Origin of the sequence: Agromyces protaetiae (assembly GCF_030866785.1) — a bacterium.
Taxonomy (GTDB): Bacteria; Actinomycetota; Actinomycetes; order Actinomycetales; family Microbacteriaceae; genus Agromyces; species Agromyces silvae.
The window spans coordinates 619,507-634,355 of sequence record NZ_CP133018.1 but is presented as its reverse complement, the minus strand read 5'-3'; the positions used below and the strand labels follow the sequence as shown (position 1 = coordinate 634,355).

At 72.2% G+C, this 14,849-nt stretch carries 11 protein-coding genes and 2 tRNA genes; 4 read left to right on the top strand and 9 right to left on the bottom strand.

Going from position 1 to position 14,849, the window contains the following annotated elements; all coding sequences use genetic code 11:
- Positions 1–32: 32 nt before the first annotated feature.
- The 4 genes from QU602_RS02920 to QU602_RS02905 all read right to left on the bottom strand — a co-directional run bounded on the left by QU602_RS02920 (position 33) and on the right by QU602_RS02905 (position 4,982).
- Positions 33–524 (bottom strand): FBP domain-containing protein, encoded by a 492-nt coding sequence (locus QU602_RS02920; RefSeq protein ID WP_308798664.1) that lies wholly within the window; start codon positions 522–524, stop codon positions 33–35.
- A gap of 56 nt (positions 525–580) precedes the next feature.
- Positions 581–1,657, bottom strand: coding sequence for a phosphate ABC transporter substrate-binding protein PstS (pstS, locus tag QU602_RS02915; RefSeq protein ID WP_308798663.1), 1,077 nt, complete (start codon positions 1,655–1,657; stop codon positions 581–583).
- 249 nt (positions 1,658–1,906) lie between these two features.
- Positions 1,907–3,463: a fibronectin type III domain-containing protein gene (locus QU602_RS02910; RefSeq protein WP_308798662.1), complete on the bottom strand. Its 1,557-nt coding sequence runs from the start codon at positions 3,461–3,463 to the stop codon at positions 1,907–1,909.
- A gap of 127 nt (positions 3,464–3,590) precedes the next feature.
- On the bottom strand, positions 3,591–4,982 hold the full coding sequence (locus QU602_RS02905) for an NtaA/DmoA family FMN-dependent monooxygenase (protein ID WP_308798661.1): 1,392 nt from the start codon (positions 4,980–4,982) through the stop codon (positions 3,591–3,593).
- Positions 4,983–5,282: 300 nt separating this feature from the next.
- On the opposite strand from QU602_RS02905, the gene QU602_RS02900 reads away from it, so the two are divergent.
- Both QU602_RS02900 and ligD read left to right on the top strand, forming a co-directional pair.
- Entirely contained in the window at positions 5,283–5,855 is a 573-nt protein-coding gene (locus QU602_RS02900) for a GIY-YIG nuclease family protein (protein ID WP_308798660.1), read from the top strand.
- Positions 5,856–5,864: 9 nt separating this feature from the next.
- A complete protein-coding gene (gene ligD / locus QU602_RS02895) occupies positions 5,865–7,064 on the top strand; it encodes a non-homologous end-joining DNA ligase (RefSeq protein ID WP_308798659.1) in 1,200 nt (399 codons plus the stop codon).
- Positions 7,065–7,071: 7 nt separating this feature from the next.
- Here ligD and QU602_RS02890 read toward each other — a convergent pair whose 3' ends face one another.
- Both QU602_RS02890 and QU602_RS02885 read right to left on the bottom strand, forming a co-directional pair.
- Entirely contained in the window at positions 7,072–9,960 is a 2,889-nt protein-coding gene (locus QU602_RS02890; RefSeq protein ID WP_308798658.1) for an RHS repeat-associated core domain-containing protein, read from the bottom strand.
- Between the two features lie 10 nt (positions 9,961–9,970).
- Positions 9,971–12,850: an RHS repeat-associated core domain-containing protein gene (locus QU602_RS02885; protein WP_308798657.1), complete on the bottom strand. Its 2,880-nt coding sequence runs from the start codon at positions 12,848–12,850 to the stop codon at positions 9,971–9,973.
- Positions 12,851–12,971: 121 nt separating this feature from the next.
- On the opposite strand from QU602_RS02885, the gene QU602_RS02880 reads away from it, so the two are divergent.
- Positions 12,972–13,595 carry a flavodoxin family protein gene (locus QU602_RS02880; protein WP_308798656.1) on the top strand — a complete coding sequence of 208 codons (624 nt, stop codon included), beginning with the start codon at positions 12,972–12,974 and terminating at the stop codon, positions 13,593–13,595.
- Positions 13,596–13,749: 154 nt separating this feature from the next.
- Positions 13,750–14,040, top strand: coding sequence for an iron-sulfur cluster assembly accessory protein (locus tag QU602_RS02875; protein WP_308798655.1), 291 nt, complete (start codon positions 13,750–13,752; stop codon positions 14,038–14,040).
- A gap of 103 nt (positions 14,041–14,143) precedes the next feature.
- Here QU602_RS02875 and QU602_RS02870 read toward each other — a convergent pair whose 3' ends face one another.
- The 3 genes from QU602_RS02870 to QU602_RS02860 form a co-directional block, all read right to left on the bottom strand.
- The gene (locus QU602_RS02870; protein ID WP_308798654.1) at positions 14,144–14,458 is read right to left on the bottom strand and encodes a putative quinol monooxygenase; all 315 of its coding nucleotides are present in this window, start codon (positions 14,456–14,458) and stop codon (positions 14,144–14,146) included.
- Positions 14,459–14,545: 87 nt separating this feature from the next.
- Positions 14,546–14,619: transfer RNA gene (locus tag QU602_RS02865), tRNA-Met, on the bottom strand.
- Between the two features lie 32 nt (positions 14,620–14,651).
- Positions 14,652–14,723: transfer RNA gene (locus tag QU602_RS02860), tRNA-Thr, on the bottom strand.
- Positions 14,724–14,849: the final 126 nt, after the last annotated feature.

The following is a 14,849-nucleotide window of genomic DNA, read 5'->3' as shown; positions in this document are numbered from 1 at the left end:
GCGGGCCGGGCCGCCCGGCCTGGCCGGGCGGGTCAGGCGAGCTGGAGGACGCCCTCGACGAACGCGCGCGTGCGGCGGCGGAGGCCGTCGATGCGCCGCTCCGAGCTCGCACGCACCTCGGCGGGAGCCAGCGGCGCGTGCAGCCGCACGTTCTCTTGGCAGGACAGATCGCTGCAGAGATAGGTGCCGACCGAGTCGCCCCGCTCCCCGGCGAGGCCCGCCCGGCGGGCCGAGAACATGCTGACCTGGTTCGCGGGCTGCTGGGTGTGGCAGAGGTTGCACATCGCGGCGCGGTGACGCGATGCGGGCGGCTCGGTGGCGCGCAGCACGAGCCCGACGGGTTCGTCGTCGATCATGGTGACGAGATATCCGCGCTGCCGGAAACGCTGATCGCGCCAGGCGAGCGCATCGATCTCGTCCCACTCGACCAGCAGGTGCTCGAGCGGCAGCTCGAGTTGGCCGAGCTCGGCGTCCGTGCCGTTCACGAACGACGCACGGATCTCGTCTTCACTGAGCGGACGCATGACCCCTCCTCCTTCGACCCGTCCAGTGTAGACACGGGCCTCGGCGACCGGAGCGCTCAGGAGATCCCGGCGACGACCTGCTGCACGCGCTCGCGCAGCTGGGGCGAGATCGGCGCCGAGCCGGCGTCGCGGGCCGCCGCCTCCTGCCCCTCCGCGCTCGCGACCCACTCGAGGTACGCCCGCACGAGCTCGCCTTCCGCGGCGTCGGTGTATGTGCGGCACGCGATGAGGTAGCTCACGAGCACGAGCGGGTAGACCCCGGCCTCGGTGCTGTCGCGCGCGAGATCGACGACGAGGTCGTCGTCGGCTCGGCCCGCCTCGATGGGCGAGCCGTCGACCGCCGCCGCGGCGGCCTCGGCGGTCGGCGCCACGGGCTCGCCGCCGACGATGAGATCGGCGACGTCGAACTCGGCCGCGCGCGAGGCGTCCAGGTATCCGATGACGTTGCGCCCGTCGCGGATGACCGCGGCGATTCCCGAGTTGCCCTGCGCCGCTTCACCCTGGCCGGGGAAGGCGTCGTCGGCCGGCCACGGCCAGTCGGAGCCGGCCGCCTCGGCGAGGTAGTCGGTGAAGTTCTCAGTGGTGCCCGAGTCGTCGGAGCGGTGCACCGCGGTGATCGCCGCGTCGGGCAGGTCCGCGGCAGGGTTGAGTTCGGCGATCGCCGGGTCGTCCCAGCGGGTCAGCTCGCCGCTGAAGATCCGGGCGACGACGGATGCATCGAGCGCGAGGTCGTCGACCCCGTCGACGTTGAACGCGAGCACGATGGGCGAGAGGTACACGGGCAGATCGACCGCGCCCGCGCCGGGCTCGCAGCGCACGAGCTCACCGTCGAGCTCGTCGAGGCTGAGCGCGGCGTCGCTGCCCGCGAAGCCGACCGCGCCGACCAGGAACTGCTCGCGACCGGCTCCCGAGCCGGCGGGGTCGTAGTTCACGGTCACGCTCGCGTTCGCGCGTTGGAAGCCCGCGATCCACGCGTCCTGCGCGGCGCCCTGCGCCGAGGACCCTGCGCCGTCGAGCGTTCCGGCGAGATCGCTCTCGGCGTCGCCCTGCTCGTTCACGGCGCAGCCGGTGAGGGTGAGGGCGACGACGGCGGAGGCGGCGATGGCGACGGACGCGATGGGGCGAGAGCGCATGGTTCGACATCGTATCGAGGACGGCTGGACATCTCTCGTTCGCGCGTCGTTCACGCCTCGGCCGACGGGCCGCTCACCGGCGCTCGCTACTCGGCCGACGCGACGAGAACGTTGGCCGATCCGGTCCACGGCCCGAGGGCCCCTGGCATTCGCCGATGTGCCGTCGGGGTCGACTCCAGCCCTCCGCGCCCGGCGGGCGCGTGTGTCTCGCCACCGGTTCGCCTCGAGCGAGTCGTGCTCGCTCGCGCCTTAGCGGACCGAGCGGCGGCGCGCAGCGGCGCCGAGCACGAGCACGGCCCCCGCGGCGAGCAGTGCCGCCATCGCCCCGAGCGCCCCGACCGCGCCAGGCCCGGTATCGGGCAGTCGCGCGGGGTGCGCGTGCTCGTGCTCGTGCTCGTGCCCGTGCCGCGGCCCGATGTGGACGTCGGTCGAGGTCGTCCAGGCACCGACGCCCCTGGGGTTCGCGGCCGCCACGTCGGCGCGGTAGGTCGTACCGTCGTGCAGGCCTTCGAACGTCGTGGCGCGGGCGTCGGCCGGCACCGTCTGCTCGGCGACCGTCCGGCCCTCCGCGGTGCGCAGGCGCACGACGTACGACTCGACTGCGTGGTCGCCGGCCGAGGGCTGCCAGGCCACCGAGAGGCGGCGGTCGACGGCGGATGCCTCGACGCGCTCCGGGTGCACGGGCAGGCCGGTGACGGGCCCGACGAAGATCCGGCCGTCGGTGCGGTCGAAGCCGACCGAGCGGCCGATGAAGAAGAGGTTGCCGGTGTTGAACCCCTGCGCGCCGGTGGAGTCCTCGAAGAGACCCATGGCGCGATAGGCCGGGCCGACGGTTCGCGTCCAGAACGGTTCGCCGGCGTCGGGGGCGCCGAACGCCACCGCGGTGCCGGGCTGCAGCGGCCCGTAGTAGCTCACGGTGGGCACGCCCGGCCAGGGGGCCGGGTTCGGCTCGTGGCGCGCGAAGGGCTGGAACTGGCTGCCGAGGAGCACCGACGAGTACTCGCCCGAGTCGAGCACCGTGGCGTGGCAGCCCGGGACGCCCGCGATCGTCCAGCACATGCGCACCTCTTTGGCGTAGATCGCCTGCCCGTTCGGGTACTGCGCGCCGGTCGCCTCGGCGTGGAAGGTCGTGACGCCCTCGCCCGCGAGCGTGGGGGTGCCGAGCTCGAGCGTGCCGATGTGCTCGCCATCGGTCGTGCCGGGCGAGTCGAATCGCAGGGTGTATCCGAGCGAGGCGGGCTCGGGCAGCTGCGCGAGCGGCGAGTACCAGACGTACTCGGTGCCGTCGGAGGCGGTGTAGTCGTCGTAGCCCTGGCTCACGCCGATGATGCCGTAGACGCCTTCGCCGCCGAGGCAGCGTGCGGGGTCGCAGGTGTCGGCGAGCGCGAACGACACCGGCGCGGTCGAGGTGACCCCGCCGACGGTGACGTCGGCGAGGGCGATATACCCGTCGATGTTGGCACCGTCGTAGTGCAGGTCCGCGACGGCGTCGGTCGTGGTCAGGTCGCCCGGTGCGTCGTCGAGCGCGCCGGGATAGACGACGAGGCCCTGCGAGCCCGTGTCGAGCATCATGCGCAGTGTCTTGCCGGCGACCTCGACGTCGACGAGCGGCAGGAAGATGCTCGATCCGTCCTCGTGCTGGACGGCCCCGGCGTAGACGGGGACGGATGCCACGGCCGCGGCCGCCCCGGGCGCACCGCCCTCGTCGGCGAGCGCGGGCGCGCCGCCCCAGAGCAGTGCTGCGGCGGTCGCCGCCGCAGCCCCCGCCGACACCGCCGTCGTGATCCGCCGAACCCGTGCGCGCATGGCCCACCCTTCCCGATCGTGGACCGCGAAGCACGCGAACGAAATGGAGCGCTTCTGTCCGTCTCGAACCTTATCCATTCGGACCGCGTTCACAACAGTCCCAGAACGAGCGGACTCGCACCCCTCGCTACTCCACGAGCAGACGCGAGGCGCTGTGCACGTTCGCGGGCCGCTCGAGCCCGAGGTGGTCGCGCAGCGTGCTGCCCTCGTACTCACGCGGGAAGACGCCGAGCCGCTGCAGCTCGGGGACGACTCCGGTCGCGAACGCCGCGAACTGGTCCGGCTGGGTCGCCGACAGCACGTTGAACCCGTCGACGGCCCCGGCGTCGGCCCAGGCCGCGAACTCGGCCGCGATCTCCTCGGACGTCCCGACGATCATGGAGGCGTGCACGGTCGCGGTCACGACGAGATGCCGGAAGGTCGGGGGTGCGTCGCTGCCGACGACGCGTCCGGTGCGCTCGGCGACGAGCGCCGCGAGCTCGACGCCGAGCGGCGAGCATGCCGCCAGCAGGCCGGGCGAGACCGGGTCGTCGGGCCGGAATCCCTCGAGGCCGATGCCGACGAGCCCGGCGAGATGTGCGAGCGAGCGTTCCGAGGGGAACCCCGGCGGCGGGGCATCCGGCCAGTCCTCGGCGACCGTGACCAGCTCGGTGAGCCGATCCGCGATCGACTGCGCGTGCTCGCGGGTCTCGCCGACGACCGGCAGCACCGGCGCGACGACCTTGAGCGTGCGGTCGTCGCGCCCGGACTCGAACGCGAGCGCTCGGAGCTCCTCGCGCAGCTCGGCCGCGCGGCCGATGCCCGGCACGGCGACCAGCGCGACGTCCGCGCTGCGGGCCGCGAACAGGCGGGCCCGGGGCGACGTGCCCGAGTGCACGATCGGCAGGTGGCCCTGCACCGGGCGGGCGACGTTCAGCGGGCCGGCGACGCGCACGTGCGCGCCCTGGAACCGGGTCGGGTGCAGCTTGCGCGGGTCGAGGTAGCGCCCGGTCTCGGCGTCGGCCACGATCGCGTCGTCCTCGAAGGAGTCCCAGAGTCGGCGCAGGACGGTCTCGAACTCGGCGGCGCGGTCGTATCGCGTGTCGGCCGGCTCGCGAACGTCGCGCCCGTGGTTGGCGTCGGACTCGGGGTCGGCGCCCGCGACGAGGTTCAGCCCGGCACGGCCGCCCGAGAGCAGGTCGATCGAGGCGGTGGCCCTGGCGAGGGCGTACGGGTCGGCGTAGGTCGTGTTCGCGGTCGCGATGAGGCCGATGCGGCTCGTGAGCGCGGAGAGGTAGGTGATCGCCGAGAGCGGGTCGATGCGCGCGACGAGATGCGGCTCGCGGTGCTCGAGCTCGGGGCCGGTCGCGAGCCAGTCGCCGAAGAAGAGGTAGTCGAGGCGTGCCGCCTCGGCGATCTCTGCCGTGCGTCGGAGCGCGGCGGCGTCATCGCGCGGATCGCGGTGCGCGCCGTCGACCCGCCATCCCGACGGGTAGGCGCCCACGGTGCGCACCATGGCGCCGATGATGAGTCGAGACATGCGCGGAACCTCCCTCAGGCGACGTTACGAATGCGTCGCTCGGGGCGCGACCGGCGCCGTCACACGGGTTGATGCGCGGTCATACGGCGAGATTCGAGGTCATCTGGCGTCATCCAACGAGGCACGGATGCCCCGGCCGCCGTGTCGCGCAAACGCCCGCATCACCCGGAGCACGAGGTGCACCCGCGCGACCCCGCGACGCCATGTCGCGCTGCGGGCCGGGGCCTCCGGCGGACGGGGTCGACATGGGCGACACGAGCGGGCGGATGCCTCGTCGGTGGTGCGGCGTAGGGTGCCGCTGTGGGTGAGGGGTGTGTCGGCGCGGGCCCGGCAGGCGGACCGTGCGGGCGGCCGGCGGAGCCGGGCGCACCGGTGCCGCTGTGCGGGCTGCACCTCGCGGCGGCGCACGACTGGGTCGAACGGGCGGTCGGTGTCACCGATCTGCTGCCGGCGGCGTGCGTCGCGTGCGGGCATCGGGTCGGCGTGCGCTACCCCTCCGGCTGGATCTGTGCGCGCTGCGAGTGGCGCGCAGGCGACGTGCCCGACGCCGAGCTGCTCGCACTCGGCGACCTCCGTGTCGACGTCGTCTACTACGTGCGCTGGCGCGATCAGGTGAAGATCGGCACGACGGGCAACGCGCGGCGCCGGCTCTCCGCTCTCCCGGTCGAGGAGGTGCTGGCGTTCGAGCGCGGCGACCGGCTCGTCGAGCGACGCCGGCATGCGCAGTTCGCGGCGCACCGGTTCCCGCGCACCGAGTGGTTCCGGCTGCACGACGAGCTGCTCGCGCTGACCGCCGAGCTCAGCGCGGGCGTCGACGACCCGTGGGTGCTCGTCGACCGATGGACCTCGCGCCGGCTCGCGGCCCGGGCGTAGGGTGGGCGCGTGAGCGCGGCGCGGGAGTCCGAAACGCTGGAGGTCGGCGGCCGCGAGGTGCGCGTGAGCCACCCCGACAAGGTGGTGTTCCCCGAGCCGGGGCTGACGAAGCTCGATCTCATCCGCTACTACCTCGCGGTGGCCGACGGCGCGCTGCGCGGCGCGGGCGGCCGGCCGATGGTGCTCAAGCGCTTCGTGAAGGGCATCGACAAGGAGGCGTTCTTCCAGAAGCGCGCCCCCGACAAGCGTCCCGACTGGATCGACACCGCCACGCTGCACTACGCGCGGGGCACGTCGGCCGAAGAGGTCGTCGTGCGGGACGCGGCGGCGCTCGCGTGGGTCGTGAACCTCGGATGCATCGACCTGAACCCGCACCCGGTTCAAGCATCCGACCTCGACCACCCCGACGAGCTGCGCGTCGACCTCGACCCCATGCCGGGCGTCGAGTGGGCGCAGCTCGTCGACGTGGCGTTCGTGGTGCGCGAGGTCCTCGCCGACCACGGGCTCGTGGGCTGGCCGAAGACGTCGGGCTCACGGGGCATCCATCTGCTCGTCAGGCTCGAGCCGCGCTGGGAGTTCCCCGACGTGCGGCTCGCGGCGGAGACGATCGCGCGCGAGGTCGCGACCCGGGCACCCGACCTCGCGACGGCACGCTGGTGGAAGGAGCAGCGTGGCGAACGCGTCTTCGTCGACTTCAACCAGAACGCGAAGGACCGCACCGTGGCCTCGGCCTACTCGGTGCGTCCGCGGCCCGACGCGCGCGTGTCGACCCCGCTCGGCTGGGACGAACTGCGGCTCCGCCGCCCCGAGGAGTTCACGGTCGCGACCGTGCTCGACCGCTTCGCCGAGCTCGGCGACCCCATGACGGGCATCGACGACGCGGCCGGCGGGCTCGACTCGCTGCTCGCACTCGCGGCCGACCTCGGACCGGTCGAGCGCGACGAGCGCGAGCTGCCCGTCATCGAGATCGCGCGTGCCGAGACGAAGGACGAGGCGCTCGCGGGGTTCGAACGCTGGAAGGCTCGGCACGGCGGCGTCGTGGAGCATCTACGACCGGCCGACGTGCTCGTCGACGGTATGCGCGGCTCGAGCTCGCTCTGGTATCGGGTTCGCGTGAACCTCGAACACGTACCCGAGGCCGATCGCCCCGAGCAGGCGCCGCTCGAGATCGACTACGACCCGTGGAAGGGGCGTGCGCCGGGAGCGTGAGGCGCAGTCACCAGTACTTCTTGTGCTGCAAGGAGCACGCTCCCTTGTAATAGTATTTCTTGTCGCCCGCCCAGTGGGAGAGCATTTGAACGCGTGGCCATACGTGGTCGGTCAGGTACAGACGATCGGCGTACTGGCCTTCGCTCGTACTTGCGGCACGGTAGACCAGGAAATGGATGCGCGTGGTCGCGAGGTTCCCCCTGGCAGTTCGCAGCATCATCGCTTTGTCCAGTCGTACGACGGTCACGACGTGGTGCTCGAGGAGCGGGATCTGGTAGCCGATCCATTTTCGAGCACACCACTGAGCGAAGACCATGGCGTCCCGCACCCAATCGAGCATCCTGCCCGAGAACCACATGTGGAATTCGAGCTCGAACTTCCGCGTCTGGTACGACTCGAGCCCGGTCAGGTCTTTCGAGAACCCGTGCCCCTGCTGCCGCAACCTCTCGACGAACTCCGGCGGTTCCTCCCGTACTGGTTTCGGCGGGACGACGATGGTCCGAACGGGTTGCTGCCGCGAGATGGGCTGGGACGACGAGATGGGCTGGGACGACGTCACGAGGGAGTTCCCACCCTCGGGCTCGAGGAGCCGCGTGCCCGAGCTCGCTTCGCCGCTCCCGGCACCCGTCGCTGCTGTGGCAACCGGTTTCGCGCTCCTCACCTTGCTCAGGAAGCCGAGGGCCAGGCCTCCGGCGCCGAGCACGCCCCCGACGATGCCGAGGGTGAGCGCGAGGTCGTCGTCGACGATGTCGGTGGCGAGTTCGTCGACCGCGAGCACGGTGGTGAGCGTCGTGTCGGCCGCGGCGAGTGCGAAGGTCGCCCCCAGCGCGAGCTTGGTTCCGAGCGCGACGGTTCCCCAGTTGCCTGCCGCCATGATCGCCGCCGCAGTGGCGGCACCGGCGGCGTACGCAGCCGCACCCACACCGATGAGCGACAGCGCGAGCCCGATGCCCGCGAGCGTCGGCGCCAGCCAGTCCAGCTTCGCGGTCTGCCCGCTGGGGTCGATGTGGGTGATGGGGTTGGCATTGCCGTACCAGTACGGGTTGTGCTGATCGGCGAGGTCGAGCTGCTGGAATCGGCGGGTGCCGGGGTCGTAACTGCGGACCTGCAGGTGCTGGGTGCCGGTCGGGTTGGTGTACTCGCCCGCGTAGCCGAAGGGTTGGTGAGCGGCATCGCCGACCAGCGCTGCCGCGGACGCCTGAGCTCCGGCGTCACCGGGCTGCGGCAGGCTCGCGCCGTAATCGTCGTAGCCGTATCTCGCGCTCACGGCGCCGCGGGAGTCGGTGAGTTCGGTGACATTGCCGTGCCGGTCGTGCCCGTAATACGCGGTGGCCGCCTCGGCGGCTTTCGTGGTGGTGCGCGCGTGCCGCATCAGTCCGGACAGGTAGGAGGCGGCGGTCCTGCTCGTCTCGCCCGCGCCCGCGCCCGCGCCCGTGGCGTCGGTGGTATGCGTCTCCATGAGCAGCGCAGTCCCGTCCCAGGTGAACCGGGTCTCTCGCTCGGCCCCGGTGGCGGGGTCGAGCGCGGTGAGCTGCCGACGCTGCCCGGTCGCCCAGTACCCGCTGCTGATGGTTTCCCCGGTCGCGGTCGTCTCGGCCACGAGCCGGTTCTGCGCGTCGTACGCATAGCTCGTGCCGTCGTGGCCGCGCACCCGCGACCCGCCCTCCACGTTCCAGTGCGTGAACACGGCGCGCCCGGGCCGGTCCGAGTGGGCCGGCAGCCCGCCGCCATCGTCGTTCGGATACTCGAACGACTGCTCCTGCAGCACGCGCTCGCCCGAGGCATCCGATGCCACGACCTTCCGCCCCCTCAGGGTCTGCCGATCGGAGTACTCCGACACGATCCGGGTCACCCCGTCGGAGACGACCGTCGAGAACACCGCTTCGCCCGCGGCTGCCGCCGCGCCGGCCTGCGCGTCGTGCACGGCCGGCCACCCCGACGCCGACCCGGCCGCAGGCTCCCAGACCCGCTCGCTGAACACCTCACCCGTGCGCGGGTCGACGATCCGCACCCGGTCCGCCGCGACCGAGCCGTCGGCGAGCGGCTGCCACGAGACCTCCGTCACCGCACCCGTGGCCACGCTCAGGCGCGACACCAGTCCGGCCGCCGTGTAGCCCACCAGGGTGCGAGCGCCCGCCGCATCCACGACGCCAGCGACCCGGCCGCCGTCCAGCTCGACGACCGAGACCGTTGCCGGCCCGGACCCGGCGCGCGTGGACACCTCGACCCTGGCCGGATCCGACCAGTCCAATGCGGTCACCACGCCCACGTCGGTGACGACGGTGGTCAGCTGGTGCGAACCACCGGGCGCCCACTGCCAATCGGCGCGATTGCCGAACGCATCGATCCGGGCGACCGGATCGCCCGCGGCGTCGAAGTACGACACGGTGCCGCCCAGCTCGATCAGCCGGAACGCGTACGCCCGCTCGCCGGCCAACCCGTCCGCGCGGGCCGGCAGCACGCCCGGCACGTGCTCGAACCGCAGATCCTTCAGCGCATAGCCTGACAGCCCTGATGGCACGCTCGCGTCGACCGGGTAGACCCCGCCGCTCGCCGGGAACACGCGCACGCCACCCACGACGTCGACGAACCCGATGCCCGCGACCGACCATCCCCTACCGAACCCGTGCCGGTCCACGCCCGCCAGGCGGGCATCCCACCCCAGCGACATGCCACCGGCCGCCAACGCGAACGAGACCGCACCCGAACGCTCGTCGACGAGCGCCTCGACCCCGTCGCCCACCGCGAACCCGCCCATGGGCCACGACGAGCCGTCACCGACGCCCGGCTCCGCCGCCCACGCGGGCGATACCACGCCGCCCAGCAGGGCGGCGCAGACGAGCGCGCCGAGTACCGCAGAGACCGCGCTGCGCCGTGGGGTTGAACGACCGCTCATCGCATCGACGTCAATCCTCGTACTTGTTCGGGGCACGGACGTTCTTCGGGACACGGTCGGAGACCGCTGCAACGCTCGACGGGGGGTCCCGGTACCACACCTCTGGGCGGCTGAAACCTTCGTCCATGGTGAACACCCTCTGGTCGAGAGAGAGACGGAAGACGTGCACGTTGTGCTTGTCCATGAGCGTCTGCAGCGTCGTCCAGTCAATGCCCTGGTCGAGGTACTGCGGCTCGTGCGCATCGACGCCGTATCGCGGGTTCATGATGTTGAATTTCCGCTCTTGGAGCGGTGCATCGCTCATGGAGATGACGTCGAACGCCCGGCCGTTGAACGGCATGAGCTGCTCCCCCGGGGTGCCGACCTTGAGGTCTCCATTCCCGTTCTTGACGATCGTGAACCGCGCGAACTCAATTCCGCCCTCCCTGGTCCTTCCCGTCCCCACCCAGTGCAGCTCGCGGCCCGAGTTGCCGTGGGCCAGCGACCACCCGGTGAGCTTGGAGTCGCTCCAGTCCTTCTGCAGCGCCTCCGTCCAGTTCCTGGCGGGCGCGAGTCTGTTGCCGATCGCGACTGCCCCGGCAGCAACGCCCAGCGCGGCGGTCGTGATGCCGAGGATCAGTGCGACCTCGTCGTTGAAGATGTTCATCGCGAACTCGTCGACCGCGAGCGCTCCGGCGAGCCCGACGTCGACGACGGCGGCCGCGGCCGTGGCCGCGAGTGTGACCTTGGTGCCGGTGAGCACGGCCGCCCAGCTTCCGGCGCCGGCCATCGCCGCGCCGGCCGCGCCGGCCGCGGCGAAGAGGCCGAAGACGGACAGCGCGAGGCCGACGCCGGTCAGCACGTACAGGCCCCAGTCGGGCATGCCCGATCGGCCGGTGGGGTCGACGAAGGTGACCGGGTTGGCGTTGCCGAACCAGTACGGGTTGTGCTCGTCGGCGAGGTCGAACTGCTGGAACCGGCGGGTCTCGGGGTCGTAGCTGCGCACCTGCAGGTGCTGGGTGCCGGTCGGGTTGGTGTATTCGCCGGCGTACCCGAACGGCTGGTGGGTGACGTCGCCGACCAGCGCCACGGCGGATGCCTCGGCGACGCCGGGTTGACGCACCGGCCGCCCGAGCTCGTCGTACCCGGTCGTCGTCGTGTTGCCCACCACGTCGGTGACGGCGACCGGCTGCCCGAGCCGGAGGTCCGTCACGGTGGTCGTGGTCGCGGCGAGCTCCGTGCCGGCGGCGACGGTCTTCGCGAGCGTCAGCTCACCCGTCGCGGGGTCGACGGACTTCTCGTGCAGCGTCACCGTCGGCTCGCCGGCCCCGCCCTGCGGGAACACGCGTTCGGCCGTGACGAACCCATCGCCGGCCACGTCGAACTCGGTCCTGGCGACCCGCACCAGCTCCGGCTCATCGGTCGAACCCGTCCAGGTCTCTGCGGCGACGACCGCAGTCCCGGCATCGTTCAGGGTGTACCGGGACTCCGACACCAGCCCGTCGGAGGTGGTCACGCGCTCGGTCAGCGGCAGCCCGACCGGAATGCCGTGCTCGCCCGGCTCGAGGTCGTAGTGCGTCTCGGTGACCGTGCCGTCGGCCGCGGTCTGCTCCACGACCCGGCCGAGCTCGTCGACCACGAACCCCTCCTCGGCCGTGCGCGCCGCGCCGGCCTCGTTCCAGTGCGTGACGGCCACGCGCGACGGCCGGTCGGCCTGCGGCGGCAGCCCGTCGCCCTCGTCGCCCGGGTACTCGAACGCCTGCTCCTGCAGCACGCGCTCGCCCGACGCGCCGCCCGCGATGACCTTGCGACCGGTCAGCACCTGCCGCTCCGAGTACTCCGACACGATGCGCGTCACACCGTCGGACACCGACGTCGAATACGCGCCGGCGCGTGCGGCGGCACCGGCTGCCGACGCGCCCATCGAGGCATCCTGAACCGCCGGCCACCCCGACGCCAGCCCGACCGCCGGCTCCCATGCCCGCTCGCTCAGCACCGCGCCGGTGCCCGGATCGACCACCCGGACCCGATCCACCGCGACCGAGGCATCCGGAAGCTGCTGCCATGCCACCTCGGTCGACGCCCCCGACACGCCCTCCAGTCGCCGCACGAGACCCGCGACCGTGTATGCGACGCGCGTGCGGCCACCGCCCGCATCCACCACCGCGGTCACCCGGCCGCCGTCGAGCTCGACCGTCGTCACCGACGCAGGCCCGGCGCCGGCGCGGGTCGAGACCTCCACCCGGGCCGGGTCTGACCAGTCCAGCGACGTCACCACTCCGACGTCCGAGACCACCCCGGTCAGCTGGTGCGAGCCGTCGCCGGTCCAGCTCCAGTCCGTTCGGTTGCCGAACGGGTCCATCCGCATGACCGGGTCGCCCGCGGCATCGAAGTACGACACCGTGCCGCCCAGCTCGATCAGCCGGAACGCGTACGCGCGCTCGCCAGCCAGCCCGTCCGCGCGGGCCGGCACCACCCCCGGCACCTGCTCGAACCGCAAATCCTCGAGCGCATACCCCGACAACCCCGACGGCACGCTCGACACGGCGGGGAACACACCACCGCTCGCGGGAAAGACCCGCACGCCGCCCTCGGTGTCGACGAAGCCGGCCCCGGCCACCGTCCAGCCGTGACCGAACCCGTGCCGGTCCACCGCCGCCGCCCGCGCATCCCACGACAACCCGAGCGAGCCGGCCGGCAGCACGAACGAGAGCGCGCCCGATCGTTCGTCGATCAGCCCCTCGACCTCGTCGCCCAGGGCGAAGCCGCCCACGGGCCACGACGAGCCGCCGCCGTCGCCCGGCTCCGCCGCCCACGCGGGCGACACGACGCCGCCCAGCAGGGCGGCGCACACCAGCCCGCCGAGCGCCACCGTGACCAGCCGACCGCGACGTGAAATCTGCGCATCCATTCTTGCAGTATACCACTATGCATGGATTGGTCCCGGCCCGTGCACAACCCCGCATCGCGGCATCCGCCCCGCGCGCCGTCAACCCCTCGACGCCCTCGCGCCGACCGGCGAGGCTCGCACCATGGAAGCTCAAGGTCTCACCGCCGTCGCGCTCGTCTGCTCGTTGAAGCCGAGCCCAGCCCCGTCCAGCAGCGAGCGGCTCGCCCGCGAGGTGCTCGCCGAACTCGGCCGGCACGGCGTCACCGAGGCCGACGTCGTGCGCGTCGTCGACCACGACGTCGCACCCGGCGTCGAGAAGGACATGGGCGACGGCGACGCGTGGCCGGCGATCCGCGATCGCGTGCTCGCCGCCGACGTCATCGTGTTCTCGACGCCCACCTGGATGGGACACATGTCGAGCGTCGCGCAGCGCGTGCTCGAGCGGCTGGACGCCGAGCTCGCCGAGACGGATGCCTCCGGCAGGCCGACGATGTTCGGCAAGGTCGCCGTGATCGCGGTCGTCGGCAACGAGGACGGCGCGCACGCGATCGTCGCCGACGTCGCGCAGGGCCTGAACGACGTGGGCGTCACGATCCCCGCGCAGGGCGCGACCTACTGGAACGGCGCCGCCATGGAGAAGACCGATTACAACGATCTGCCGTCGACGCCCGAGACGACCGCCGCGGCCACCGCGACCGCCGCGCGCAACGCCGCACACATCGCCGCGCTGCTCAAGAGCGAGCCGTACCCGGTGCCGCCGAGCTGAGACGCGCTCCACGAGCGGATGACGCGCCGCGCGGTCGAGCAGGGTCTCGCATCGGCGGCCGATGTGCAAGGGGTGGCGACCCGAACCAGAACACGGCATCGTGGCGGGTTCATGTGCCGCCCGGCGCATGTGCCGCGAACGGAAGGAAGCATTCGTGCTCACGCTCACCGACACCGCAAGCACCGTCGTCAAAGAGATCGTGTCAGGCGCCGAGCAGGTCGGCACCGGCGGCCTGCGTATCGATGCGGCCGGGCCGGGCTCGACCGAGTTCGCCGTCGCGATCGCGGAGCATCCCGAGTCCGGCGACGCCGTCGTGGAACAGAACGGCGCCCGCGTGTTCCTGGGCACCGACGCGAGCGTCGCACTCGCCGACAAGACCCTCGACGCACGCGTCGACCAGGAAGGCCGCGTCGCGTTCGACATCCGGCAGCAGGCGGCCGCCTGACGCCGACCTCACGCCCCGAAGCGCCGCCGGGATCCGTCCCGGCGGCGCTTCGCGCTCACGCCGAGAGGGTCAGAGCGAGTACGAGGCCAGAGCGGGTACGAGGTCAGACGAGGCCCTGCTCGTCGGTGCCGGCGGGGATCGCGGTCATGCGGGTGACGACGACCGGCGAGGCGATGAGGCCGTCGATGAGCTGGTTCAGCCGGGTCACGGGCGCACCGACCGCGTGCGCGTCGAGCTCGGCCGCCGATGACCACTTCTCGAGCATGGTGATCGTGTCGTCCTCGGCGTCGTGGATGGCATAGAGCACGCAGCCCGGCTCCTCATGCACCGCGGGGATGGCCTCGCGAAGCGCGGCGACGAGCTCGTCGCGCTTCCCTTCGGCGGGAACGAACACGGCGGTGACGACGACCTCGGACATGCACACCTTTCGACGGAGAGACGGCGCGTGCGATCGCCCGCACCGACACGAATGGCCCGGAATTTCCGCAGAAACCCGGGCCTTCGGTAGCGAGGGCGGGACTCGAACCCGCGACACCACGATTATGAGCCGTGTGCTCTAACCACCTGAGCTACCCCGCCGCAAGGCCACCCGGCACCGCCGGGAGAACCAGAGCCCCGAGTCAGGATTGAACTGACGACCCCTTCCTTACCATGGAAGTGCTCTACCACTGAGCTATCGGGGCGCGCTGCCCGACTCAGCACCCGCCGAATCAGCAACCGTACGAGGATATCACCTCGAACGGGGTCCTCCGAACCGACCGCGGGCACCGACGGGCACGCGCTCTGCGGCGCAACCCGCGCCCTGGATC